General features: G+C 54.6%; 19 protein-coding genes. 8 read left to right on the top strand and 11 right to left on the bottom strand.

Going from position 1 to position 26,475, the window contains the following annotated elements:
- Window positions 1-967, top strand: a 967-nt coding sequence (nagA, locus tag ACW8F6_RS11030; protein WP_491575925.1) for an N-acetylglucosamine-6-phosphate deacetylase, incomplete at its 5' end; no start/stop codon positions are given.
- Window positions 968-1,077: 110 nt separating this feature from the next.
- Window positions 1,078-3,429, top strand: coding sequence for a penicillin acylase family protein (locus tag ACW8F6_RS11035; RefSeq protein WP_491575926.1), 2,352 nt, complete (start codon window positions 1,078-1,080; stop codon window positions 3,427-3,429).
- Between the two features lie 159 nt (window positions 3,430-3,588).
- On the opposite strand, the gene ACW8F6_RS11040 is transcribed toward ACW8F6_RS11035, so the two are convergent.
- Window positions 3,589-4,461: a protein phosphatase 2C domain-containing protein gene (locus tag ACW8F6_RS11040; protein ID WP_491575927.1), complete on the bottom strand. Its 873-nt coding sequence runs from the start codon at window positions 4,459-4,461 to the stop codon at window positions 3,589-3,591.
- Between the two features lie 274 nt (window positions 4,462-4,735).
- Between ACW8F6_RS11040 and ACW8F6_RS11045 the strand changes: the two genes are divergently transcribed.
- Complete coding sequence (locus tag ACW8F6_RS11045; RefSeq protein WP_491575928.1) at window positions 4,736-5,521, top strand: transposase; 786 nt, start codon at window positions 4,736-4,738, stop codon at window positions 5,519-5,521.
- A 184-nt stretch (window positions 5,522-5,705) separates the two neighbouring features.
- On the opposite strand, the gene ACW8F6_RS11050 is transcribed toward ACW8F6_RS11045, so the two are convergent.
- The 3 genes from ACW8F6_RS11050 to ACW8F6_RS11060 form a co-directional block, all read right to left on the bottom strand.
- A complete protein-coding gene (locus tag ACW8F6_RS11050; RefSeq protein ID WP_491575929.1) occupies window positions 5,706-6,176 on the bottom strand; it encodes a regulatory protein RecX in 471 nt (156 codons plus the stop codon).
- 106 nt (window positions 6,177-6,282) lie between these two features.
- Window positions 6,283-7,323 carry a recombinase RecA gene (recA, locus tag ACW8F6_RS11055; protein ID WP_491575930.1) on the bottom strand — a complete coding sequence of 347 codons (1,041 nt, stop codon included), beginning with the start codon at window positions 7,321-7,323 and terminating at the stop codon, window positions 6,283-6,285.
- Between the two features lie 139 nt (window positions 7,324-7,462).
- Window positions 7,463-7,957, bottom strand: a complete 495-nt coding sequence (locus ACW8F6_RS11060) for a CinA family protein (RefSeq protein WP_491575931.1) — start codon at window positions 7,955-7,957, stop codon at window positions 7,463-7,465.
- Between the two features lie 107 nt (window positions 7,958-8,064).
- Between ACW8F6_RS11060 and mutS the strand changes: the two genes are divergently transcribed.
- Both mutS and fdxA read left to right on the top strand, forming a co-directional pair.
- On the top strand, window positions 8,065-10,668 hold the full coding sequence (gene mutS, locus ACW8F6_RS11065) for a DNA mismatch repair protein MutS (RefSeq protein WP_491575932.1): 2,604 nt from the start codon (window positions 8,065-8,067) through the stop codon (window positions 10,666-10,668).
- Between the two features lie 86 nt (window positions 10,669-10,754).
- Window positions 10,755-11,078 (top strand): ferredoxin FdxA, encoded by a 324-nt coding sequence (gene fdxA / locus ACW8F6_RS11070; protein ID WP_491575933.1) that lies wholly within the window; start codon window positions 10,755-10,757, stop codon window positions 11,076-11,078.
- Between the two features lie 132 nt (window positions 11,079-11,210).
- Here fdxA and ACW8F6_RS11075 read toward each other — a convergent pair whose 3' ends face one another.
- The 3 genes from ACW8F6_RS11075 to ACW8F6_RS11085 all read right to left on the bottom strand — a co-directional run bounded on the left by ACW8F6_RS11075 (window position 11,211) and on the right by ACW8F6_RS11085 (window position 14,332).
- The gene (locus ACW8F6_RS11075; RefSeq protein WP_491575934.1) at window positions 11,211-11,564 is read right to left on the bottom strand and encodes an FHA domain-containing protein; all 354 of its coding nucleotides are present in this window, start codon (window positions 11,562-11,564) and stop codon (window positions 11,211-11,213) included.
- A gap of 33 nt (window positions 11,565-11,597) precedes the next feature.
- Window positions 11,598-13,892: a serine/threonine-protein kinase gene (locus tag ACW8F6_RS11080; RefSeq protein ID WP_491575935.1), complete on the bottom strand. Its 2,295-nt coding sequence runs from the start codon at window positions 13,890-13,892 to the stop codon at window positions 11,598-11,600.
- A gap of 77 nt (window positions 13,893-13,969) precedes the next feature.
- Window positions 13,970-14,332, bottom strand: coding sequence for an FHA domain-containing protein (locus ACW8F6_RS11085; protein WP_491575936.1), 363 nt, complete (start codon window positions 14,330-14,332; stop codon window positions 13,970-13,972).
- A gap of 446 nt (window positions 14,333-14,778) precedes the next feature.
- On the opposite strand from ACW8F6_RS11085, the gene ACW8F6_RS11090 reads away from it, so the two are divergent.
- Complete coding sequence (locus ACW8F6_RS11090; protein WP_491575937.1) at window positions 14,779-16,887, top strand: cadherin-like domain-containing protein; 2,109 nt, start codon at window positions 14,779-14,781, stop codon at window positions 16,885-16,887.
- Between the two features lie 249 nt (window positions 16,888-17,136).
- Here ACW8F6_RS11090 and ACW8F6_RS11095 read toward each other — a convergent pair whose 3' ends face one another.
- From ACW8F6_RS11095 to guaB, 3 genes are all read right to left on the bottom strand, one after another.
- A complete protein-coding gene (locus ACW8F6_RS11095) occupies window positions 17,137-17,418 on the bottom strand; it encodes a fibronectin type III domain-containing protein (protein ID WP_491575938.1) in 282 nt (93 codons plus the stop codon).
- Between the two features lie 720 nt (window positions 17,419-18,138).
- Window positions 18,139-19,716, bottom strand: coding sequence for a glutamine-hydrolyzing GMP synthase (gene guaA / locus ACW8F6_RS11100; RefSeq protein ID WP_491575939.1), 1,578 nt, complete (start codon window positions 19,714-19,716; stop codon window positions 18,139-18,141).
- A gap of 102 nt (window positions 19,717-19,818) precedes the next feature.
- On the bottom strand, window positions 19,819-21,294 hold the full coding sequence (guaB, locus tag ACW8F6_RS11105) for an IMP dehydrogenase (protein WP_491575940.1): 1,476 nt from the start codon (window positions 21,292-21,294) through the stop codon (window positions 19,819-19,821).
- A 186-nt stretch (window positions 21,295-21,480) separates the two neighbouring features.
- Between guaB and xseA the strand changes: the two genes are divergently transcribed.
- Window positions 21,481-22,896 (top strand): exodeoxyribonuclease VII large subunit, encoded by a 1,416-nt coding sequence (xseA, locus tag ACW8F6_RS11110; protein WP_491575941.1) that lies wholly within the window; start codon window positions 21,481-21,483, stop codon window positions 22,894-22,896.
- Between the two features lie 45 nt (window positions 22,897-22,941).
- Window positions 22,942-24,540 carry a cation:proton antiporter domain-containing protein gene (locus ACW8F6_RS11115; protein WP_491575942.1) on the top strand — a complete coding sequence of 533 codons (1,599 nt, stop codon included), beginning with the start codon at window positions 22,942-22,944 and terminating at the stop codon, window positions 24,538-24,540.
- Between the two features lie 28 nt (window positions 24,541-24,568).
- Here the strand turns inward: ACW8F6_RS11115 and ACW8F6_RS11120 are convergent, their stop codons facing one another.
- Window positions 24,569-25,414, bottom strand: coding sequence for a DUF3137 domain-containing protein (locus ACW8F6_RS11120; RefSeq protein ID WP_491575943.1), 846 nt, complete (start codon window positions 25,412-25,414; stop codon window positions 24,569-24,571).
- Window positions 25,415-26,475: the final 1,061 nt, after the last annotated feature.

A 26,475-nucleotide genomic window follows, 5' to 3' on the forward strand; every position in this document is an offset into this window, starting at 1 on the left:
CCAGGTCAACGGCGGCGGCGGCGCACTGCTGAACGATGCGCCGACTCTGGAAACGCTTTGCACCATAGGTGATGCCCACCGCAAGTTGGGCACCACCTCTTTTTTACCAACACTCATAACCGACGACCTGAACGTGGTCGAGCAAACGCTGGCCACCGTTGGCGAGGCACTCCAACAGGGCGTACCCGGTGTCATTGGCGTACACCTTGAGGGCCCATTTTTAAATGCGGCGCGCAAAGGTGTACACGATGCCAGCAAGATGAAGGTTCTCGATGAAGCGGCGTTTAGGCTGCTGACATCGCTTCCTAAAGGTATCACCTACGTTACCCTGGCTCCCGAGTGCACAACACCCGAGATGATCGCTCGCCTGGCTGCGGCTGGCGTGATAGTGGCCGCTGGACACACCGCCGCCGACTACGCGCAAATTCGCACGGCACTCGATCACGGCCTCAAGGCGTTTACCCATTTGTTCAACGCCATGACCCCAATGACTAGCAGAGAGCCCGGCGTGGTGGGCGCAGCGTTAGAAGATGAGCACAGTTGGTGCGGCATTATTGTCGACAATTACCACGTGCACCCCAGCACTCTCAAAGTAGCCATTGCAGCCAAACCCAAAGGCAAAATGGTATTGGTAACCGATGCCATGCCCACGGTAGGGGCCACAGACAAATCTTTTGTCTTAAACGGTGAGCGTATTCACGCAAAAGAGGGCCGATGTGCCACTGCCGATGGCACACTGGCGGGATCAGATCTGGACATGCTGAGTGCGGTAAAAAACACTCACCAGAGCTTGGGTCTACCGCTGGACGAAGCGATAAGAATGGCGTCTATCTACCCAGCAGCAATGCTCGGTCTGGATCATAAACTGGGCAAGTTGGCGGCCGGATACCAAGCGGACATGATCGCCATAGACGATTACTTCACACTGCACCACAGCTGGATTGGCGGGTGCGAAAAACGCTATTGAGCGCGCGGCAAGCCGGCGTATGCCGCCGGCTTTACCCGTGAACCACTAGTCACACTTTTCCCCCTGCCCGGGTATTCGCGCTGATACCATAGGCAGAAAAAGGGGACGCCATGAAAACCTTAACCTACTTGGTTACCGGCCTGCTTGGCCTATTGCTAATCACCTGCGCCGGCCTTTATTGGGGCCTACAACAAAGCCTGCCGGCACTCGATGGCAGCCGTACTGAGCCTTTTTTACAGGCGCCAGTATCCCTGCTGCGCGACCGCCAGGGCATCGTAGAAATAGCGGGCGAGCAACGCACCGACATCGCCTTTGGCCTGGGCTTTGTGCACGCGCAGGAACGTTTTTTCCAGATGGATGTGCAGCGCCGCAATGCCGCTGGCGAACTGTCGGAATTATTTGGCGCAGCCGCCTTGGCGCACGACAAAAGCGTGCGGTTGCACCGCTTTCGGGCGCGAGCCAAACGCAATTTAGCCACCTACTCGCCCGACGCCCAGGCCCTGCTCGAGGCCTATGCCGAAGGTGTCAATCGCGGAGTGCAAGCGCTGGCCTCCGCCCCCTTTGAGTACACACTACTGGGTATTCAACCCAAGGCTTGGCAGCCAGAAGACAGTATCCTGACCGTCTTTAGCATGATTCTCGTGTTGCAGGATCACGAGGGTTGGTTCGAGCGCACTCGCGGCTTACTGGCCGAAAGCCTGCCCGCCGACATGAACGCTTTTTTTACCCAACAGGGTGGGAGCTGGGATGCGCCTTTATTAGGTGATGCACTGCCCGCAGCGCCATTGCCAACCACTGGCTGGCAGGATTTGCTGCCGCGCGATATGCCTCTGGTCTATCAACCAATGACTTCGGAAGACGCTATAGTGGGCAGCAATAATTGGGCGGTGTCTGGGGCCTTAACAGCCCACGGCGGCGCCATGGTCGCCGACGATATGCACTTGGCCATTCGCGTGCCCAATATTTGGTTTCGGGCCCAGTGGCGCAATCCCGATAGCGGTAGACTCATCAGCGGTGCCACACTCCCGGGCACACCCATTTTAGTGGCCGGCTCGAACGGTAAACTGGCCTGGGGCTTTACTAACACCCAGGGCGACTGGTCCGACATCATTTTATTGAAGACAAACGCCGATCAATCTCGCTACCGCACCGAAGCCGGCTGGCAAGCATTTACCGAAGTTCGCGAAACCATTCACGTGAAGGATGCAGCCGCGGAAACCTTAATCGTTAAAGAAACCCAGTGGGGCCCGGTGATCGCCACCGATGCCAAGGGCCGCCAACTCGCTTACCGCTGGACAGCACACGATGTGAGCGGTGCCAATATGGGCCCTTGGCTGCTGGAAACTCTTGATAGCGTGGCACAAGCCATCGACCTGGGGCCTACATTTGGCATGCCACACCAAAATCTGGTTTTGGCCGACGCCGCCGGCACCATTGGCTGGACAGTGGCCGGCCCCTTTCCCGCGCGCACCGGTTTCGACGGTACGCTGCCCGAATACTGGCACGAGGGCGGCAAGGCCTGGCAGGGCGTACGCCCTGCCAGCCAACACCCAAAGATACTGGCGCCTGAAAACCACCGCCTATGGACGGCCAACGCGCGCACCCTGTCCGGTGACGCTTTCGCACAAATGGGGGATTCCGCCTACGCCCTAGGGGCCAGACAGCAGCAAATCCGCGACGCTTTGTTGACCAAGTCCACCTTCAGCGAACAGGATTTTCTGGATCTTCAACTGGATGATCGCGCGCTGTTTCTCAGCCGTTGGCGCACACAACTGTTAGCGATGTTAGGTCGGCAAGCAAACCAGGAACCACGTATAACCGAGGCTGCACGACACATTGAACACTGGGGCGGTCGCGCGGCGACCGATTCAGTCGGCTACCGCCTAGTGCGCGAATGGCGCCTGAAAATGATCGAGTATATGACCGCGCCTCTGGAAACCTATATGCGCTCTGTGGATCCAACCTTTGAGCTGGCGCGCGCCAATCGCCAAATCGAGTACCCCGCTTGGGCCATGATGACTGCGCAGCCAGACCACCTGTTGAACCCGGATTTTGACAGTTGGGAGGCGCTGTCGATGGCCGCCTTTGACGCTGTCAGCGAGCCACTGTTTGCAGACGGCAGCTATGCTAACGATACCTGGGGCGAAGCCAATCGCGTGGTGATTCAACACCCTTTAGGGCGGGTTTTAAAGCCGCTGGACTGGTGGTTGTCGATGCCCAAAGAGCCGCTTGATGGCGACACCCACATGCCGCGGGTGCAAACGCCCACCCACGGGGCCAGCGAGCGTTTTGCGGTATCACCGGGGCGCGAGGCAGAAGGTTATTTTCACATGGCTACCGGGCAGTCGGCGCACCCCTTGTCGCCATTTTTTGATGCTGGGCACAAAGACTGGGTCGAAGGTGTGCCATCGCCCTGGCTCAAGGGCGAAACCGTCCATACGCTCGTATTGACCCCTGAATAAAGGCTGTTAAACACGGCATGGCCGCGCATAAGTGCGGCCGGCCAAGCCTGAACTATCGATAGTAGCGTCGAGTCGCCGCCGGCAACTGAGACTTGAAATCAACCTCTGCCGAATGGGTGGGCCATAGTAAGACGTAATACGCCTGCACTACGAGCTGGCTCAGGAATTTTGCGAGGCCTTGCGTACCGTCACGTCCTCGTCCTCGGGAAGTGACTCCGCAGCAACTGGCGCCCTCTCCTCACCCGCCATCAATGTGTATTCGATGATACCCACACTGATATTGTCCTTTCCGCCCGACTCGTTGGCCTCCGCGATAAAGCGATAGCAACACTCGAGCGCGGGCCGATGAGTAGACAGCACAAACTCCAGCTCATTGTGATCCATGTACTCGGTCAAACCATCGCTACATAACATTAGCAGCGTGTTTTGCGTCAAGGCGTAGGAATTAATACTGGGCTCAATATAATCTGTCACGCCGAGCGCTCGGGTAATATGATTGCGAACGCGCGAACTTCTAGCCTGGGTGACGGTCAGGGAGCCGTTATCGATCATCTCCTGCACCAGGCTGTGGTCTCGGGTCAACTGGACTAAGCCGTCTCGGTTCCACAGGTAGGCGCGCGAGTCGCCAAGGTGGGCCACGGTGACGTGGTCCTGCCAGACCACCGCCAGCACGATTGTGCTGCCCATATTGGACAGTTGGGGATTAACCAGCTTGGCGTTGAGAATATCGGTATTGGCGGCATTGAGGGCGTCCATAATGGCCGCGTGTAGCATCAACAGTTGTTGATCCGGGGTACAGGCAACAAACGTCGAACTTGGAATGAGCTCGAGCGATTCCGACACGCGCCGAACGGCCAACCGACTGGCTTGTGAGCCACCCGTGTAGCCGCCCATGCCATCGGCAATAACAACAAAGCCAAAAGGTTGTGAAGGGTGACTGAACCAGCCTATATGATCTTCGTTTTCGTCTCTGACTTGCCCAATATCCGTTCGCCCATTAATCGCGAGCCGGATCAACTCCGCTGGTTTCATCACACCAATCCACTGTGTTGATAGCCCCCTCCATCAGAGGACATAAAGCGTTGGCATTCTAGCCCATTATGCTTAAAAAACAGAAGTAAAAGCCGGCAATTTCCCCTCTTGCTTTGGCCTCGGCCGCGAAACCGACCGCCCAAGTTGTACTATGGCACCACAATCTCCTGAGGCAATCATTTGATATATCAGGATGAGTTTTGCGATAATGGCCGCGCCCGCCAGGGAGCACGCTCATTAAGGAAGAGAATCATTTCAGGGACTACAAGCCGCTATGGCTCGATTACCAAGGCTTAACCTACCAGATATCCCTCAACACGTTGTGCAAACAGGCCATAACAACCTGCCATGTTTCTTTGACGACGAGGATTACGCGTTTTACCTTCAAAGCCTACAAGCCGCGGCGGAGCAGTACCGCGTCGACATCCATGCCTACGTCCTGCTGCCCAACATGGTGCAATTTATCGCAACACCGCGAATTGGCGAAGGGTTATCGTCGATGATGCAATCGCTAGGCCGGCGCTATGTGCAATATGTGAACCACCGCTATCGCCGATCTGGCACTCTGTGGGGGGGGCGCTATAAGTCCAGCCTCATTGACTCAGATGCCTACCTGCTCACCTGCTACCGTTATGTTGAACTAAAACCCATGTACCTGGGCTTGGCCAATGAGCCGGGTGAATACCCTTGGTCTAGTTTTAATTACCACACGTCTTTAATAGAAAGCGAGCTAATTAAAGACCATCGCCTGTACCTTGAATTAGGTAAGAACGCACGCGAGCGCGTACAGGCATACCGCAAACTATTCCGCTACGCCTTTGATAACCGGCTACTGGAATACATTGCGGAAACCGTTAAATTGGGCCAGGTACTTGGCGGCGATGCTTTCAAAGACCGTATTGAAAAAATTGCCAACCAGCGCGTGCGCCCGCTCAAACGCGGCAGGCCGCGCAAGCAAGATAGCGACATCAAACAAGACGTCGATACAAAACAAGAAATTAAAGAAGCAACTAAAGAAGAACACCTTTCTACAAAATCCACCACGCCGGCAACTAATTAACCCCGCGCAGAGCGCTGTTCACAACTAAGCACGCCGGTAGTAGCGCCTGTCAATCGAGCAAGGCCTATTTCCCATCGACACAACACCGCTACTACATTGCAGTACCCTTTGCGAAAGCCAACGGAACTTGTTAATTGGTTTGGTGCTAAGGATTGACTACTAAGCGTGTGCAGAAGGTGTTGGCTTAAGACGCGCAATTTGCAGTCAGCAATGAATCCATGGCAAAGCGAATGACATCGGGGCTAAATCCGCGGCTGGCTAAGTGGCGAAATTGCTTGGCTTGTTCTTTGGGGTCTGTAGCCGGACGTTTAAACTTTCGCTGAATCTGTTCGCTGGCCACGCTGCGCCAGTCCACATCGGCGTCTTCAAGCGCCTGCTGAATAAGCCGTTTATCAACACCGCGCTGTAACAGTTGCGCTGATATCCACAGCGGCCCCTTACCCTGGCTTATTCCATAGCGAAGATAGGCGCCGGTATAGCGAATATCACACTGATACCCAAGCTCTTGTACACGTTGTATAACCTTATCAGCAGCCGCTTGGGGCGCCGCCTTGTCAGCCAGTTTTCGGCGAATTTCCGCTTCGCTGTAATCTCGCTTGGCCAGCATGCGCAGTACTGCATCCATTATTTCAGACTCTGTCACAAGTGTCGGCATAGGAATCTCCAGGCAGCAAAGTGAAAAGTTTAATGTGCAGGTGCTGTACAAACGCTAAAGATAAAAAAAGCCCCGCGACACAGTGGCCGCGAGGCAGCTAACAACCTTACGAGTCGACTTCTTCCGCGACACTCTCGTCGGCAGAGGCGGCTTTAACTGCGCCACCCAGTAATTCTGCGCGCACCTGCTGCTCAATTTCCGCCTGAATCTGCGGATTCTCCAGCAAAAATTTAACAACGTTATTTTTGCCTTGGCCAATCTTGTCGCCTTTGTAGCTGTACCAGGCGCCAGCTTTATCGATCAGGCCCAGCTTGACGCCAAAATCAATGATCTCGCCCTGCAAATTAATGCCCTGCCCGTACAGTATCTGAAATTCCGCTTGTTTAAATGGCGGCGCAACTTTGTTTTTAACCACCTTTACGCGGGTCTCGTTACCAATGACCTCGTCGCCGTCTTTAACCGCACCCGTGCGACGAATATCCAAACGCACAGACGAATAAAACTTCAGCGCATTACCACCAGTAGTGGTTTCCGGATTGCCAAACATTACACCAATTTTCATACGAATCTGGTTGATAAAAATGGCCAGACAGTTGGCATTTTTAATATTACCCGTGATTTTTCTCAGCGCCTGCGACATCAAACGCGCCTGCAAGCCCACGTGGTGGTCACCCATTTCGCCTTCAATTTCAGCCTTGGGCGTTAACGCCGCCACTGAGTCGACCACTAGTACATCAACAGCACCAGAGCGCACCAGCATGTCGGCCACTTCGAGTGCCTGCTCGCCAGTATCGGGCTGAGACACAATAAGATCATCGACGTTTACCCCCAGCTTTTCTGCGTAAACCGGATCTAACGCGTGCTCTGCATCCACAAATGCGCACACACCGCCCTTGCGCTGGGCCTCTGCTATCACTTGCAATGTCAGTGTGGTTTTACCCGAGGACTCAGGACCATAAATTTCGACAATACGCCCCTTGGGTAAACCGCCTATGCCCAACGCAACATCCAGGCCCAGCGAGCCGGTAGATATCGCGGGAATGGCTAAGCGTTCCTGGTCACCCATGCGCATAACGGTACCCTTGCCAAACTGTCGCTCAATTTGGGAAAGCGCTGCCTGCAAAGCCTTCTCTTTGTTCTGGTCCATGTCGATACCTTTTAAATTTCTAGTTTTGATAAATCTGCGCCCGAAAACGGGCTCTTGTTAGCTAAAACGCGGTCTCGTGCCGCTCAGTTGTGAAGTAGCATAGGGCAATTTTACTGTATACGCAACCAGTACTATACAGTTATACAGTATTTTTAATCTGATCCACCAAACGCGTCAGCGCATACAGCACAGCAGCTTCGCGAATTGCCTGGCGATCCCCGCTAAAATGCTGCTCTTCTGCGCACAGGTAGCCCTCTGGCCCGGCCCAGGCAAACCAGACTGTGCCAACGGGTTTGGTCTCACTGCCACCGCCGGGCCCCGCTATACCCGTGGTCGCCAGCGCCCAGTCGCTGCCCGCTTGTAGTTTGGCGCCCAACGCCATTTGCTGGGCAACTGCCTCGCTCACTGCGCCCTGCTCACCCAGCACCTGCCGATCTACCTGCAACTGCTGTATTTTCGCACTGTTTGCGTAAGTTACCCAGCCGTACCCAAACCAGTCCGAACTGCCTGCCACCGCCGTCAGCGCCGCAGCCACGCCCCCACCCGTGCAAGATTCAGCCGTCGACAGCTGCCAGTGCCGCGCCTGTAGCAGTCGCCCAAGTGCTTCGGCCGCTAGATAAAGTGAGTCACCCATTTTATACCCCTCAACGTTAACCGCCATTTATGGTTGGGCGAGTTTTGCGTAGAATACCCGCCCACTCTTGCGCCCAACAGCCCTTAACCGTATTTGATTCCAAACCTATGACACACGCCGTGAAAGACCTCTCCAACCACACGCCTATGATGCAGCAATACCTGCGTATCAAGTCAGAGCACCCCCACGAGCTGGTGTTCTACCGGATGGGCGATTTCTATGAGCTGTTTTTCGACGACGCCAAAAAGGCCAGCGAGCTGTTAGATGTGACGCTGACCGCACGCGGCAAATCAAATGGCGAGCCGATTCCCATGGCAGGTATCCCCTTTCACGCCGCCGACGGCTACCTGGCCCGGCTGGTCAAACAAGGCGAATCTGTAGCCATTTGCGAGCAGATAGGTGATCCAGCCACCAGCAAGGGCCCAGTGGAACGCAAAGTTGTTCGCATTGTGACGCCTGGCACCGTAAGCGATGAAGCGCTGTTGGACGAACGGCAAGACAACCTGCTGGTGGCGGTCTACCAGCAAGAAGACACTTTTGGCATTGCCAGCCTGGACATAGGCGCCGGCCGCTTTTTGGTTTTGGAGGTATTGGGTGAGGCGGCGTTAGCTGCCGAGCTGCAACGCCTCAACCCTGCTGAGCTGTTAGTGGCCGAGGGCCTGGGCGAACTGGACGCCATTGAGCGCCGCAAAGGCGTACGCCGTCGCGCGCCCTGGGAGTTTGAGCTGGATACGGCACAACGCCTGCTCAACCAACAATTCGGCACGCAGGATCTGGACGGTTTTGGCTGCGGCCATTTGACGGCGGCCCTCGGGGCCGCAGGCTGCCTATTGGCCTACGCCCGCGAAACGCAGCGCACCGCGCTACCCCACATCCGCGCCCTGGCGGTCGAGAATCGCGACGAAGCCGTCGCGATGGATGCGGCTACCCGTCGCAACCTGGAGATCGACTGTAATTTAGGCGGCGGCGAAGAAAACACCCTGCTGGCGGTGATGAATACCGGCATCACTGCCATGGGGCGACGCCTGATGCGCCGCTGGCTGAATCGACCGCTGCGCAACCTCACCTCACTCAATCAGCGCCAAGAGGCCATTGCCTGGCTGCTCCAGGACTACGCCTTTGAGCCCATTCGGCAAACGCTGAAACAGGTCGGCGATATGGAGCGCATATTAGGGCGGTTAGCCCTGCGCTCTGCACGCCCCAGAGACCTTAGCCGCCTGCTCACATCGCTGGCGAGCTTTCCGATACTGCAGCAACAACTCTCTGGCGCCAGCACCCCGCGTCTGCAACAGTTAGCGGCGGGTATCAGCGAATTTCCCGAGCTAGTGGACTTGCTTGATCGCGCCCTGGTGGAGAATCCACCGGTGGTCATTCGCGATGGAGGAGTGATCGCCGAAGGCTTTGACGAGGAGTTGGACGAGCTGCGAGCCATTAGTACTAACGCCGGCCAGTTCCTGGTGGACCTTGAAACCCGGGAGCGCGAGCGCACCAAGCTATCTACGCTGAAAGTAGGCTACAACCGCGTCCACGGCTACTTTATCGAGCTGAGCCGCGGCCAGGCCGAGCAAGCACCTGCAGACTACATTCGGCGGCAGACCCTTAAAAATGCCGAGCGCTTTATTACCCCCGAACTCAAAGCCTTTGAAGACAAAGCCCTGTCGGCCAAAAGCCGGGCACTCAGCCGGGAAAAAGAACTTTATGAAGACTTATTGGAAACGCTTAACAACCAATTAGTTGCACTCCAGGACGCCGCCGCAGCGGTATCCGAACTCGATGTCCTATGCAGCTTAGCCGAGCGGGCAGAAGCTCTAAACCTGTGCAAACCCACCCTGAGCAACACCCCGGGTATTCATATCGAACAGGGCCGCCACCCGGTGGTGGAGCAAGTATCGAGCAAGCCCTTTGTCGCCAACGATCTTAATCTCAATCGCGACTGCCACATGCTGGTAATTACCGGCCCCAACATGGGTGGTAAATCGACCTACATGCGCCAAACTGCTTTGATTGTACTTCTGGCGCAAATTGGCAGTTTTGTGCCGGCCAGCCACTGCACACTGGGTATGGTCGATCGAATTTTCACTCGTATCGGCTCCAGCGATGACCTGGCCAGTGGTCGCTCGACCTTCATGGTAGAAATGACGGAAACAGCCAATATTTTGCACAATGCCACCGACCAGAGTCTGGTGTTAATGGATGAGGTTGGCCGCGGCACCAGTACTTTTGACGGCCTGTCGCTGGCATGGGCCGCCGCCGTTCACCTGGCCCAAAGCGTAAAAGCGTTTACCCTGTTTGCCACTCACTACTTTGAAATCACTGCGCTGCCAGACACAATGGACGGCATTGCCAATGTGCACCTAAGCGCCACCGAGCACAAAGACAGCATTGTCTTTTTGCACCACATCCAACCCGGGCCCGCCAGCCAAAGTTACGGGTTACAGGTGGCTAAGCTCGCCGGCATTCCCCAGGCGGTATTAACCCTGGCACATTCGCAGCTCAAGCAACTGGAGGCGGGATCGCACGCACCGGTGGTGAGCGCCAGCGTCAGCGCGGCCCCCGCCTCGCCAGGGCCTGCAGCGGTAGACCCTTTGCAGGCGGATCTGTTTAGTGCGCCCGCGCACCCAGTGATCACTCAACTGGCGGATGTCGACCTGGATGACCTGAGCCCCCGCGCCGCCCTGACACTGCTCTACCAGTTAAAACAGCAGATTTGAGCCTGCGGGGCACTAAAAGGTTAGAAGCCTGCTAAAGATTGGGGTAGAATGCCCGCCGATTTTTCGTATTAGACGGAGTAGCAATAATGACGTTCGTTGTGGGTGAAAACTGTATCAAGTGCAAGCACACCGATTGCGTGGAAGTGTGCCCTGTAGATTGCTTCTACGAAGGCCCCAACTTTCTGGTCATTCATCCCGATGAGTGCATTGATTGCGCGCTGTGCGAACCCGAATGCCCGGTAAATGCCATCTTTTCAGAAGACGAACTGCCCGAAGGCCAAGAAGTCTTTCTGGAGCTCAATGCCGAATTGGCCGAAATTTGGCCCAACATTACCGAGATGAAAGACGCTCCGGCAGATGCCGCAGAGTGGGACGGTGTTGAGGGCAAGCTGCAGCATTTAGAGCGCTAAGCTAGCTACTTCTCAGCCATAAAAAAACCGCGTCATACGCGGTTTTTTTATGGCTGCTCGAAAACCCTTTGCGCGGCCATTTGCCAGAAGCAGCAGATCGCGCGATCCATCCGCGACGCTGAAAAACACTGCCTACTCCTGCAACATGTGCACCGTGCTGGCTAAATTCTTTTTACGGCCATCGATCAGCTTGAATTCGTTCCAACCAATTTTAACCACGTCACCCGCATGCAACAGCACACGGCCCGCAATCTTGTCGCCATTTACCCGAGTGCCATTGGTACTGCCCAAATCTTCGATGGCAATTTCCTGGTATTCCGGGAAATCGGGGTTGGCCGTCAGCGTGACCACCGCATGCCGACTGCTGACTGCGCCGTCGTCAATTTGCACGCGGTTATCTGGGTGCCGGCCAATGGTGAGCGGCTGGTTGTCCAAGTCGAATTTGTTGACCACCACATCGTCAATCAACTGTGCTAATTGCACCATAATCTACCTCGTCTGATACCTTCGCTGGGGTTTTTATCCATCGCTGAAATCGCGCGCAAGCGCTTTACGCAGGGCCTCGGCCATTTCTCGCGCGCTGCTGTAACGGTCTGCAATGTCTTTTTGCAGTGCTTTATTGGTAATGCGTGTTGCACTCGCCGGCAACTCGGGCCTGTGGCTGCGCACGCTGACGTGCTTAGCCTGCAAAATGTTGTAGGTTAGATTGGCCAGCGAATCGCCATCATAGGGTAACTTGCCCGTCAGCAATTGGTACATAGTCACACCCAAGCTATAAATATCCGCGTGCTCGGCTACTTTATTGCCTTTTAATTGTTCAGGCGACATATACAAAGGGCTGCCCATGACATCGCCAGTACGGGTTTTGGAGTTGTCCACGAGCCGCGCAATGCCAAAATCACTGACTTTCATGCGCCCGGTTTCAGCGTCGTACAGCAGGTTACTCGGCTTGATATCACGGTGCACAATGTTGTGCTTGTGGGCGTAAAACAGCGCATCGGCTGCCTTAGCCATTAGCCCATAGACAATCGGCACCGGCAGCAGGCGCTCGGGTGAACAATAAAAATTCAATGCCCGGCCGGGCACGAAGTCCATGGCAATGTACGAGAGATCTGACTCTTCGCCCACGTCGAATACCGAAACGATATTGGGGTGACTCAAACGTCCGGCGGCCTCAGCCTCCCGGTAAAAGCGCGCTTTGACGCCGTCGAGCTGGTTGGGCTCAAAGTGCTTATAGTGCAATGTCTTAACCGCCACCATTCGCCCTATGCGCGGGTCCCGCGCTAGATACACCACCCCCATAGCGCCCCTGCCGAGCTCCTTTTGAATCTCGTAGCGACCGAGTACCGGTTTATTGATGATTGTCTCATCGATCACAAGCGTTGCATCCAGTCCCGTAGCCCCCTGCCCGGAAGACAGTTCCTGCAGCCGCCTGAGCCGCTCTTTCACATCTGCAAAGCCACCCGAACGGGTCATGATGCTGCTGTATAGCTTGCCAGCCTGCTCGTAGCGGCGCTGTTTTTCATAGCCTTGGGCAACCTCGTAAGTGAGCTGCAATTGCCACGGTTCAATGCGGCAATCATGGAGAGCCGTCAGGTGTAGCTCTGCGGCTTCTAGCTGCCCCTCTTGAAGCTGCCGACGTAAAATTTGCTGCCAGGCGCTGCGCCAGCTAACCAACACAGGACGATAGGGCCACTGTATGGCCCGCCACACCATGCCCAGCAACCAAATACTGGCCAAAAAGCCAAGGACTACCGGCATTGGCAGCCACCAGCTCATGTATACCTGCGCCGCCCATTGGCCTGCCACAAGCGCCGCTGCGCCTACTACGCAGTAGATAGTTAGCACCCAACCAGAGGCCCGCAGCCACCACCCCATCAAACCAAGGCTTAGCAGCGTCAAGAGCACCAGGGGTAGCCATTGCCCCCAACCGGGGGTTTTGGGGTAGTGATCAAGCACTAAGGTTTGCAGAGCTGCGCCCGCCTGATCCGGTCGAGAATCTTCTGCACTGGCCAGTAGCCAAATGGCCGGCGGCGAGGTAAGTGCCGTATCGAGAGATTGCAGCGTTGGCACCAGCCGCACATCGACGGCCAGTTGGCCACCGGGTCCCAGTGCGCGAGCACCGCGATTTGCCAGTGCCAGGCGCCCTTGGTTCAACGTCACCTGCTGTGGCTCAAAAGCGGTTAACAATGCCAAAGGTAACCCACTAAACCATGCGTCGCCAGTGCGCCATAGTACCGATTGGGCGGGTACTGCAGCTGAGTGACCATAGTGATAGCCGGGTCCGGGGATCGTCCTTTCGCGACTCGCGCTCGGGCTCCAATAGCCGCGCCAGCGCCAATCGCCAACCGCTTGCCACCCCAGCCCCAATGGCTTGGCCTCGGCGGCCATGAGCCCCTGCGGTAACACCCAGAGCACAGACCTCGGCAGTACAGGCCCGCCCCGTGGATCGGGTGCATGGACTTCGACCTCATGCCTCGCCTCTTCGCCGAGGGGCCTGCGAGGGTCTGTCTCAGCTTCTGAGTTTAAGGCGGCGAAATTGAGCGGTTCGGTTAGAAATACAACCAGGGTACCGCGCGCTGCCAGTTTGACCAACGCGGGCGTCAGCTCAGCGGCACCGGGGTTGCGGCTGAGTTCTGTTAGCGACTGCTCACTGAGGTTAACGCGATACAGGGGAAGAGGTGCGATGGGCGCAGGGGTAAAACTGTAAATCTTGTCGGTTAGCTGCCGATCCATCCAAACCAGGGGCTGTGTCAGCCAGGACGGCCAATAAACAACCTGTAGCGAGGCGGCCACCAAGGCGAGTAACAACACATTTCCAAGGCTGAAAAGTTTACCCAGTCGCCGAATCAAACCCGAGGCCTCATTATTATTTTGGTGGCAGTTTACACTTATTTTTCGGCAGTGTAATAAACGCCTGGTATCCAGCTCTTTTTGATTTTCAGTGTTTGCTCCATTCCTGCAGGCAGCTGCTCAACACGGGTAAACTCGTGCAAACCCACGGTGAGCCACTGCCCCACCAAGAGCACGCCGTCTGTGCATTTCTTGCCATCTAGGTTTAGGCCATTTGTACTGCCCAAATCCTTAAAGGCAAACTGCCCCTGTTCATTCAGCTGAATTTCGGCGTGTTGGCTGGAGACAGTACCATCTTCTAAGACGATATCATTCTGGCCACTACGGCCAATGCGCAAAGGCCCATCTACCACATAGTGCGCGACCAGCGCACCATTGAGACAATGTTGTAAAAATGCCATTGTTGTTCCTCAATGCCGGATAACGGCAACTATGCCATGGGTGTTTCACTCGGATTTGGGTCAAGTGAATTGACCATGTTGACCACTCTTCACTTCGGCGGCAAGGCCTCTCGCCTGTTGGATTAAGCCCTGTACGCACACAATCACATGCTAGCCGGCCCACACAGAGGCCGGCTTAACCTGCATGCTAACACCCTCACTCCCTTCTCGCGCCCACCAATGCCCAGACCTGTGCAGGAGTCGGTATTTTCGCCCCCATTGCGACCGCTACTGGCCAGTTTTTGAACGACACTGCGTGACATGAAAATTTATTGTGCCCGCCCTTGGCTTAATCGTCCTTAATCTCGCGCCGACGCAGCTATCTAGCGCGGCTCAACGACCTATTAAAATAATATCGCTGGGTAAAAGCGACTCCATTGTAGACGGCCCCCAGCCAAGGACCACATATGATTCGGTTTTCAAAACTCTTTGTAACCAGCCTAGCCCTACTTACGATCTCCGCATGCGGTGGCGGAGGGGGTGGCTCGACGCCCCCACCGACTGCACTCTCAGCCAGTATTCAGGTTGACGAAGACAGCAGTATTCGGGGTACCCTGTCTGGCACCGCTCAAGCAGGCGGAAGCCTAAGCTATGAACTGGTGGGCCAGCCCAATCACGGCTCCCTGACCGTAAATGGCAACAGCTACACTTACACCCCAAACGCCGACTTTAATGGCGCAGATCAATTTCGCTTCAAGGCCCTTGAGGCAGGCATCAGTTCGTCCGCCGCCACCATTAACATTACTGTATTGCCCGTGAATGATGCCCCCACCCTAGGCGCACAGTCACTGCAGCTCGATGAAGATACCCCGCTGGAATTCACCGCACTGGCGCAAGATGTCGATGGGGATGCGCTTTCTGTCACCGTCGTCAGCCCGCCAGCCCATGGCAGCCTTTCAGTTCTTGAGGGCGTTGCCTTGCGTTACACTCCGCACGCACACTACAACGGTAGCGATGAGTTAACCCTTCGCGTATCTGATGGTGCGCTCGAATCAGACCAGGTCACTGTGCAGTTGGCCATCGCCCCAGTGAACGACATTCCGACGGCAAGCTACTCCCCGTTCGAAGTGTTCTCCGGCAAAGCCTTCACTCTGACAACCCAGGTGTTCGACGTGGAAGGTGATCCGGTCGCGATCACAGTACAAAGCAAACCCGATGCACTGACCTTGGTTGATGGATTTGCCTCAGAACACAGCGGTTCGTTTTCCGTGGCCTACGGCCAACCTATTTCAACGCCGTTGGTACTGGTATTTGATGACGGCCAGGATACCTTGACGCTGGAAATACCCCTTGAGCTCCAGGTGGCCGATACCGAGTCTAACCAAAAGCTGATTCAATACAGTGGCGAGTATGCCGAGGCTCTGTTGCGTACAGACGCGCACATCTACGCCATTACCTCAGAAGTTTTTGGCAATACCCACGTCCGGCAAATAGGTGAGTCAGACGCGGCATTGACGGATGCTGGACGCGAGGGTCTTGGCAAACGCGTGCAGTTTGCGGCTGGCTATAGCCAGGGAAGCAACGCCTTCTTTATAGCCCAGTCCTCAAACTTCGACAGCGACACCACCCTCAATTTCTATCAGTTAGACAGCAGTGCGAATCTGACCCACCAAACTGCCACAATGGCATTTGAAGGCACACGCTATAAATCCGTTGCGGTGGCACCGCTTGATTCTGGCTATCTTGTCATTGGCTCTGATCATCAAGCGCACCGATACGACAACACCGGCAACCTGCTTTCCACACACACACTACCTGCGCTACCGTTCGAAGGCGTACTACACGAAATCTTTGATTTGCAGATGACCGGCACCGGCTTTCGCTTTGCCGCCGGCGTTTGGCAGTGTAGCGATACAAGCTGTAATGCCCGCACCGGTTACGGTACGCAATTAATCCAATACACGGCCAGCGACAACCTGTACACAGCATCGGAAATATTGCCAACCCGGTATCAGGAAGTAGCGCTACTCGACGATAAACTCTACGCTGTCAAAGCCAATGGCGTGAGCGCCTACAATATCGCCGGCACACTGCTTTCCCTCGCCTGGCAAACCGACGCCTCAGCACTGTATGGCGAATCTAGCCTGCAGATTACGGAGCTTGGTCTGTTTGTGGGGTCAGTATTTGATGACAGTCGGCTGCAGTTAACCCGCTTGGATTTTGAAGGCAATGTACTTTCATCGGACAGCCACGCGATATATCAATCTGGCAGTTTTCGCGGCTGGGATGTGGGGCTCTTGGTGGACACTCACGGCAACAGTTATTTGCACTTTGTACTGAAGTCGGACGACCTTGACCCCTATAGTTACCTGGTGCACTGGGATTTCTTAGGCGGCTTCCAGTGGTCAACCGCCACGACCCTGAGTCCAACCCATGTGGGCTCGACAGCGGATGCTTACAACTTGATGTTCGCAAATGAAAACCAGATGGAGGTACTGACACTCAACCAGCTTGATAGCGCCAGCCACAGTGACGCGCGCGTCAACAAAATTTTGGTTGATCGTAATCTCGACTAAAACAACTGGATTCTTTCGAAAATTATCGCCCGGCCTTACCACGTCAATGCCGGGCGATCTATTGACGCTTCTGTGGCGCGTAACCTGCCCGTTGTTTCGCCAACTTCTCTTGCGGTACCACCCTCAAAAACCGGCTCCGCAGCCACTGCAGTGCCACAGAATTAGCCCTAGCGTTCAGGATCATGTGGACCGCAACACTTGCATTGCGGCATGGGCATGGACACCGATACACCGCACCAAATAGACTTGCTAAATATTCACTTTCGCTGGCACAAACTGGCTGTACAAGCCGTTGACATCGTAGGCGGCGACCTCGAACTCATAGCTTCCGTACAAGTCCCCTACAAAAAGTGAATCCGCATAGCCATCCTCCACCACTAAGTAGATGAAATCGGTTTCCCCTTCCATCCGGTAGCGCACTTCATAGCCGCCAATTTCACTGATATCCAGGTAGTCACCATTTTCACGCAAGGAAGGCGTATTCCAATTCACCGTGACCGGCCCGGACACTGCCACTGGTCCATCAAGCACCTCCGGCTCCGGTGAGGGTTCAGGGGTTGGCTCTGGCGACGGCTGTGGAACAGGTTCCGGAGCAGGAGCAGGCGACGGCTGCGGAACAGGTTCCGGGAGGGGTTCAGGTGTCGGCGCGGGTGTTGGCGCGGGCGAAGGTTCGGGAATAGGTTCGAGCACCTGTTCTGGCGAGGGGCTCGCCCAGCGACCCCTGTCCTTTTCTTGCGCGGATGCCCCCTTATCATGTTTTGGAGCCGCGTAAGTCATTGCAGACATTATGGGGGAAGTTAACGCTACTATTACCGCTGCTCGGCGCAAAACCCGTTGCCAATTGAGTGAGCGCCGCAATTGCCAGCGCGCGACATACCCCAGGTCCACCAGGACATCACCCAACACGTGCCGCCGTGAATCAAGGAGGCCGTCGTTGGCATCCTTTGTCCGCCGGCGCTGCTGCTCCGCAATAGCGTCAATCAATTGCTCGCGGGTTATCGCCCCTCGGCTTACCAGCAAGTCACCTAAACGATCGCGATGCGTAACCATTTCTTTGCCTCCAAACAGGCTTTAGCAAAGCTTCAGGGAATTAGTCTAGCGGAGATAGGTATCGGTCATTCTAACTGTTTAATATAAGCAGACTGGCCGTCAGACTCGGCCGATTTTTACACGCACTCTAATAATCCTCACGCATAAAAAGCCCGGATCAAACCGGGCTATTTATCAGGGTTCTAATAACAACTTGCGCTGTTATTCCCACTCGATCGTGGCTGGCGGCTTGCTTGAAACGTCATACGCCACGCGCGACACACCGGAAATTTCATTGATGATGCGATTGGACACGGTTTCCAATAACTCATAGGGCAAGTGCGCCCAGCGCGCGGTCATGAAATCGATAGTTTCCACGGCGCGCAGCGATATCACCCACTCGTAGCGACGACCATCGCCCACCACACCAACCGATTTAACGGGCAGAAATACCGCAAAAGCTTGGGAGGTTTTGTGATACCAATCGGCTTTGTGAAGTTCTTCCAGGAAAATCGCATCGGCCTCGCGCAGAATATCGGCGTATTCTTTTTTCACTTCGCCCAGAATCCGAACACCCAAGCCGGGCCCCGGGAATGGATGACGGTAAACCATGTCGTAAGGTAAACCCAGCTCTAAACCAATCTTGCGCACCTCATCTTTAAACAGTTCGCGCAATGGCTCGACCAATTCAAAGGCCATATCTTCTGGCAAACCACCCACGTTGTGGTGTGATTTAATGACATGCGCCTTACCGGTTTTGCTTGCGGCAGATTCGATGACATCCGGGTAAATAGTCCCTTGCGCCAGCCACTTCACGCCTTGCAGCTTGGTGGCCTCGGCATCAAAAATGTCGATGAAGGTGTTGCCAATAATTTTGCGCTTTTGCTCTGGGTCATTGACACCCTTTAAGCGCGATAAAAATTGCTCTTCGGCGTCGGCGCGAATAACTTTGACACCCATGTTTTTGGCAAACATGTCCATCACTTGATCGCCTTCGTTCTTACGCAACAAACCATTGTCCACAAACACACAGGTAAGTTGATCGCCGATGGCCTTGTGCAGTAGAGCCGCTACCACGGAGGAGTCCACACCGCCAGACAGCCCCAGCAATACGTGATCGCTACCCACCTGCTCGCGCACGCGGGCGATGGCGTCTTCGACAATATTGGCCGGCGTCCACAGCGCTTTACAGCCACACAGTTCTAGCACGAAGTGCTCAAATATGCGTTTGCCCTGCAGTGTGTGAGTGACTTCCGGGTGAAATTGCACACCGTAGAAATCTTTTTCTTCGCAGTACATACCGGCAATGGGGCAAGATTCGGTGGCGGCCATTAACTGGAAGCCCTCGGGCATCGCAATGACTTTATCGCCGTGGCTCATCCACACGTCCAATAAGCCCGCGCCGTCTGCAGCCATATGGTCTTTGATGTCGTGCAGCAACGCACTGTTACCTTGTACTTTCACCTGGGCGTAGCCAAATTCACGCAGGTTGCTGGTAGACACCTTGCCGCCCAGTTGCTCGGCCATGGTTTGCATACCATAGCAAATACCCAAAACCGGTACGCCCAGCGTGAACACACTGTCGGCCGCTCTTGGCGATGCCCCGGCGGTAACCGACTCGGGGCCGCCTGACAGAATGATACCCTTTGGATCAAAATCACGAATTTCTTCGTCGGTCATGTCGAAGGCGCGAATCTCAGAAAACACACCAATTTCGCGGATACGGCGCGCGATTAGCTGCGTGTATTGCGATCCAAAATCCAGAATCAAAATGCGTTGTGCGTGAATATCTTGGCTCATGAGAAAAGGCAACTCTTGCTGTCAAATCGGTTGGGTTTTCACACCCCTAAAACAAAAGTGACCGGCCGCGGCCGATCACTTTTACGTACGTATGCAATAAACTCAGCGGCCGCCCACTGGGTAGTTGGGCGCCTCTTTGGTAATACTCACGTCGTGCACGTGGCTCTCTCCCATGCCGGCGCTAGTCACCCGAACAAACTCGGGCTTGGTGCGCATGGTGGCCAGATCCAAGGACCCGGTGTACCCCATGGCAGAGCGCAACCCGCCCATCATTTGATGCACAATAGCCGACAACGGTCCTTTGTAGGGGACGCGCCCCTCGATTCCTTCTGGTACCAGTTTTTCAGCGCCTTGACTGGCATCCTGGAAATAGCGGTCGGAAGAGCCTTGCGTGCGCGCCATGGCGCCCAGCGAACCCATGCCGCGGTAAGACTTGTAGGTACGCCCCTGGTAGAGCTCAACCTCGCCCGGCGCCTCTTCTGTACCGGCAAACATGGAACCCATCATTAAGCAGTGGGCGCCGGCAACTACAGCCTTGGAGATATCGCCTGAAAAGCGAATACCGCCGTCGGCGATAACGGGGACATCGGTATCCTTGAGCGCGGCGGCGACATTGGCAATGGCGGAGATTTGCGGCATACCCACACCGGTTACGATGCGAGTAGTGCAAATGGAACCTGGGCCGATGCCCACCTTGACGCCATCGGCGCCCGCCTCAACCAATGCCTTGGCGGCGTCACCGGTGGCGATATTGCCGCCGATGACCTGCATATTGGGGTACATTTCTTTGATGCGGCTGACTCGGTTTAATACGTTGCGCGAATGGCCGTGCGCAGTATCGACCACCAAGACGTCAACGCCCGCGTCCACCAGCGCTTTAACGCGGTCGTCGGTATCGGGGCTGGTGCCCACAGACGCCCCCACCCGCAGCCGGCCGGCCGGATCTTTACAGGCGTTAGGGAAATTTTCTGCCTTGCTAATATCCTTGACGGTGATCAAACCACGCAGTTCGAATTTGTCGTTTACAACTAACACTTTTTCAATGCGGTGTTTGTGCAGCAGCCCGCGTACCACCTGCGGCGACTCGCCCTCTTGAACCGTTACCAATTGATCTTTAGGCGTCATAATACTGGCAACTTTGGCGCCCATATTGGTTTCGAAACGCACGTCGCGACCCGTCACAATACCGACCAGATCACCATTTTCCAGCACTGGCACGCCAGAGATATTATTGGCGCGCGTCAACGCAACCAAGTCGGCGATGGTGGCGTTGGCATCAATGGTGATGGGATCTTGCACCACACCGGCCTCAAATTTTTTCACCTTGCGCACCTCTAGAGCCTGCTGCTCAATAGACATGCTCTTGTGAATAATACCGATACCGCCCTCTTGCGCCATAGCGATAGCCAGGCGCGATTCGGTCACCGTATCCATAGCTGCCGAAACCAGGGGGATATTCAATTGAATACCGCGGGTCAATTGTGTCTTTAACGATACGTCTTTCGCTGTGATATCCGAATAGCCGGGCACCAGCAGCACGTCATCAAATGTCAAAGCTTCCTGTGCAATTCGCAACATAGTTTGCAGCCAACCTTAGTAAATAGAAGGTCCAGAAGGTAAACGGCGAATTATAACGCTTTGAATCTACTGGGTAAATGGGAACTTAACATATAGCTTAACAGGCTAGCATGACCTCCGAATGACGCTCGCACACGACGGCGCTTGCCGCTATAGTGCCGCCATCCCCCTGCCAGTGGACCCGCAATGACTCAAGTAGACCGCCAAATACTGACCGTCACCCAGCTCAACCGCCTGGCTAGGCAGCTCCTGGAGACCCACCTGTCGCTGTTGTGGATTGAAGGCGAAATCAGCAATCTAGCCCGGCCTGCGTCTGGACACTGCTACTTCACTCTAAAAGACGCCAGCGCCCAGATCCGCTGCGCTATGTTTAAAAACCGCAGTCATTACCTTCGTATCACCCCTCAAAACGGCATGAAAGTACTGATTAGGGGGCGTGTTAGCCTGTACGAAGGCCGGGGTGACTACCAGCTGATAGTGGAGCACATGGAAGATGCTGGCCTTGGCGCCTTGCAGCGGGCCTATGAAGCACTGCGCGACAAGCTGGCACAAGAAGGCCTGTTCAGCGACACACGCAAACGCCCACTGCCGCTACCGGCACGCCACATTGCCCTAGTGACCTCCGCGTCAGGCGCTGCACTGCAAGATATTCTCGCCGTCTTCAAGCGCCGATGGCCAGGGCAACCACTCACGCTAATCCCCGCATTAGTGCAAGGCAACGAGGCCGTCGATCAGCTCATTCGCGCCATAACGCTGGCAAACCGCGCGAATTTGTTTGACGTCATCCTATTGGCGCGCGGGGGAGGCTCACTAGAAGATCTGTGGTGCTTCAACAACGAAAACTTGGCCCGAGCTATAGCGGCCAGTGCACTACCCATTATTACCGGCATCGGTCACGAAACAGACACAACGATTGCCGACTTTGCGGCAGATTTTCGGGCACCTACCCCGACGGCTGCGGCTGAACTCCTGTCGCCAGATATAAATACTTGGGACCAGAAAAGCCGCACACTGGCAAAGCGCCTCATTCAACACACTCAGCAAAAAGTATTGCAGGCGAAACAGCAACTCAACTTTTACCAACACAGATTGAGTCGGTGCCAACCAAGATTGGAGAATCACGCCCAAGCCGTCGATCACCAAGCTATTCAGCTCACTAAACTGGTAGCACTGCGTTTGCAGTCCACTAAACAGCGCCTGCACCAACTACAAAGTCAACTGCAACGTCTACACCCTGTACAACAAATGACGCGCGCGGAAGTAGAGTTCAACCAGCTGCGGGGACGCTTACTTATTGCCAGCCCGCATCGCCCTATCACCGCAATGCAACGGCAATTAGCTCAAACAAACGAGCGCTTATTTCGCGCAATTGACATTACCTTGCAGCGCAATGGCCAGTCATTCGCCGCACAAGTCAAAAGCCTGCACAATCTCAGCCCACTGCAAACCTTACACAGAGGCTTTTCCCTGGCAAAAAAACCCTCGGGAGAACTGTTGCGCGACAGCCGGCAGGTTACTTTTGGCGTGCGTGTATTGGGGCGCTTAGCCAATGGCGAGCTTTGCACCACCGTCGACGGCGTGACGCTTGCCGATTTAGATTAAAAACGCCACTATCGCACTACTTTAGCGCTACATTGGACCCCCATTATGGAAAGCCTGATCATTCTTGCCGCATTCGCCTTTGGTTTTGCCGCTCGGCAAGTGGGGCAACCCCCGTTGGTGGGATACCTAATCGCGGGGTTTGCGCTGGGGTTTGCTGGCTTTAAAACCGGCGAAACTATCGAAATTATTGCCAATACTGGCATTTCCTTGATGCTTTTTATCATTGGATTAAAGCTCGATATAAAAAGTTTACTGAAGCCTGAAATCTACCGTTCGACGCTGGAACACTGCCTCACATTTGGTGGCATTTGCTTCGCTTTTATCCTTTTTCTGGGCATATTGGGCCTACCTCTGGTCTCCGACGTCAGCTGGGAGCAAGCCGCACTGATCGCCTTTGCGCTGAGTTTTAGCTCCACTGTATGCGCCGTAGCCATGCTCGAAGAGCGCGGCGAATTTCGCGTCCGTCACGGGCAGTTGGCCGTGGGAATTCTAATCGTCCAAGACATTATTGCCGTACTGTTTCTATCTATTTCCAAAGGCGAAATTCCCTCACCTGCAGCCTTGCTTCTACCATTATTGTTTTTTGCGCGTCCACTGTTAAGCCGGATACTTAAGGCCAGCGGCCACGACGAAGTATTAATTCTTGCAGGTATCATTCTGACCTTTTCCGGCAGTTTACTTTTTGAACTGGTTGGCATGAAAGCTGACCTGGGCGCGCTGGTATTTGGCATGCTACTCAGTGGCGATAAGAAGTCCGGTGAACTGGCCAAGTCCATGATCAGCTTTAAAGACATCTTTCTGATCGGCTTTTTCCTGAATATTGGCCTTGCCGCAAGCCCGACGCTGGATATGCTGGGAATAGGCTTATTGCTGTGCCTGCTGCTACCTCTAAAGGGCGCTGCCTTCCTACTGATTCTCTCGCGCTACAAGATGCGGGTTCGTACCGCATTGCTGGCGGGCTTAGCACTCACGCAATACAGCGAGTTTGGCCTGATCGTAGCCGCATTGGCGCTAAAACTAGAATGGCTATCTGAAAGCTGGATGACGACGATCGCCATTGCTGTGGCTATTTCATTTGCACTATCAACGCTAATCAACGGTCGCTCCCACCAGCTCTACAGCCGGTTTAAGACAGAGCTAAAGCGCTTTGAACGCGACTTAGAAACCGATGACGACCCGCAGTGCCCGGCCCGCTCCGTCGACGTACTTATTGTTGGCATGGGTCGGGTAGGCTCAGGCGCCTACGACACGGTAGAAACACAATACAACCTTAAGGTATGCGGCGTAGATACTGATAAAAGCAAAATTCAAAAACACATCGCCAACGGCCGCCGAGTCATCTACGGTGACGCAGAAGATGCCGACTTCTGGGAAGGTTTACGCGCTACACAATTTAAGCTTGTAATGTTCACCATGCCCTCACTTTCTGAAATGGTCGACGCAGTGGAGCAGCTTAGACACTCAGGCTACAAAGGCAAAGTGGCCGCTGTGGCCAAACACGAAGATGAGCGCCAAGCCATGAAAGCCGCCGGTGCAGACGTAGTATTTAACTACTATGCCCAGGCCGGCGCGGGTTTTGCGGAGCACACGCTGTCAAACCTTATGGATACGCTACCGCAAAAACCGGCAATGGCGACAGATTAGATAGCTGGCAAATAGCCAACATTGTTGTTTACATTGTCTGCTGCCTATCCGAGGACCCAAAGCGCTCAACATTTGCGGCCAATGCCTCAATGATTCGACACAGCTGCTCCAATAGCAATGTCTCTTGGAGCATCTCCGTGAGAACCTCTTCGCGCAATCCGGCGGCCGAAAGACCAGGCGCATTAAACAAATTCTTCGGGCGATGCAGAAGCAGTACAATATTTTGCCCGCTAATACTGATCTCTGGTGCAGCCACATCCAACTGCTGTATCAGCTCTTTGAGCTGATTAAGTAAGGGCAAAGTAAAGACCTGCCGTGCAAAATTCGAATCTTGTGCGTAGATATCATAGCGATCCGCCAAAGGGTTGGCTTCTATCGTTTGTTTATACTTGGCATCCAAGGGTTTTGGCTGCATCCAACCTAATAGCTTGCCCCAGTTGTACTGCATCACGGCAACTGTCTTGGAACTCCGGCTTAACTTGGCTTTAGCTACGACTCCAGCAAAAACTGTACTACGCTCGCGCTCGCCTTTATTTACACGGTACTTGGCCAGACTGCATTCAACCAGCTCAATGGCTATGTGTGCGCCTTGGTAACGAAAGTAGTCCTCTTGGGCAATAAGTTCGGGCGCGTGGGCCGGCACAATTCGGCTATCAGCCAGCTCCGCCATATCAATATATCCGTACCGCTCATAGTGGAAGTTTGGCAAATGGTGCAATAGCTCTGGGGCAAGATTTGCCACAAAGGCTTGCTTAAAGCGCACACTCGGTTTGAGCACATAAACCGTGGTGAAAATCACACTAAGCACCAATAGCAATGGACCGATATAAACGATGAGCACGCAACTTCCTAAAATAGCTAAGCCGCCAATCAACTTGATTCGATTTTGGACGCGTAGCTCTCGCTGTCGAACCTGTTCAATTTTTCGCCAAGCGGGCTCCGCTAATTTTTGATAGGCCGCGACTAACTCCGGTGCAACCTCCAGCTTTAGCCGTTTACGCTTAAAGCGCAATACTCCGTGAACAATAAAGTCTACCAGCGACTCTATAGCCAGGTTAATGGCACGCCGATTCTGGTCGCGTGCACTGAAGGATGCGTAAGGTGAAGGCTTATTTATAGAAACGTCCATATAAATTTTCCCTATTTATTGAATTCTATTCACTTTCACCTAACATCTTAGCGAGAACTTGGCCTGAAAGCATCGCAACAAGTCGCACCGCGTACATCTGTAACTATTCGCAACGACATAGCCTGCCACGGCTTGATTGGAAGTAAATATTGCAGCTGTGTGGCGCCAACGCTATTGATTGCTCCCCCCTAGAGTCAGAATGAATCACCTGCTGGCTTACCCGGTAAGGATTGAATTTGTAGAACTTGCGCAATATATCTGTAGCGTATTTGTAAAGCCGTAGGCAGCCCACAGGCGGCGCGCCAAGGATGGCGCTCTAGCAGGTTGCGAGCAACGCTCGCACTACAAGCGCAGCGCAGGAGAACAGCTCTAGCTGGCCCGAAGGGTGAGCCGTACAACGGCGAATCATCGCTGCGCGACGCTGACGCGCCCCTACGCCGAGCTTACAGCACAGGCTAGGTCGCATGGGCCCGATAGTTAGTGAACGTAAAAAATCGTTTTCCAAAAAAACAAAACCCCCGCTGGATTCCAGCGGGGGTTTTCTTTTTTAGAAGCTTGACGACCGGCTGTCGCCGGCCCGGCCCAATGCATAGCATTGGGCGTTCGCCATTCGCAAATTGTCATTTGCGTCGCTGCGCGACCATGGCTCACCCTACGACCGCCATGGATGGCGGAAGTGCCGTAAATGCAGGAGCTTTTTACGGCCTCCCGCAGATGTATTGGCAGTAGAACTTAATCAATATGTAAATAAAAAGGGCCACCCGATTGGGTGGCCCTTGTTATTTAGAAGCTTGACGATGTCCTAC

The sequence above is a fragment of the Simiduia sp. genome, from assembly GCF_058345725.1.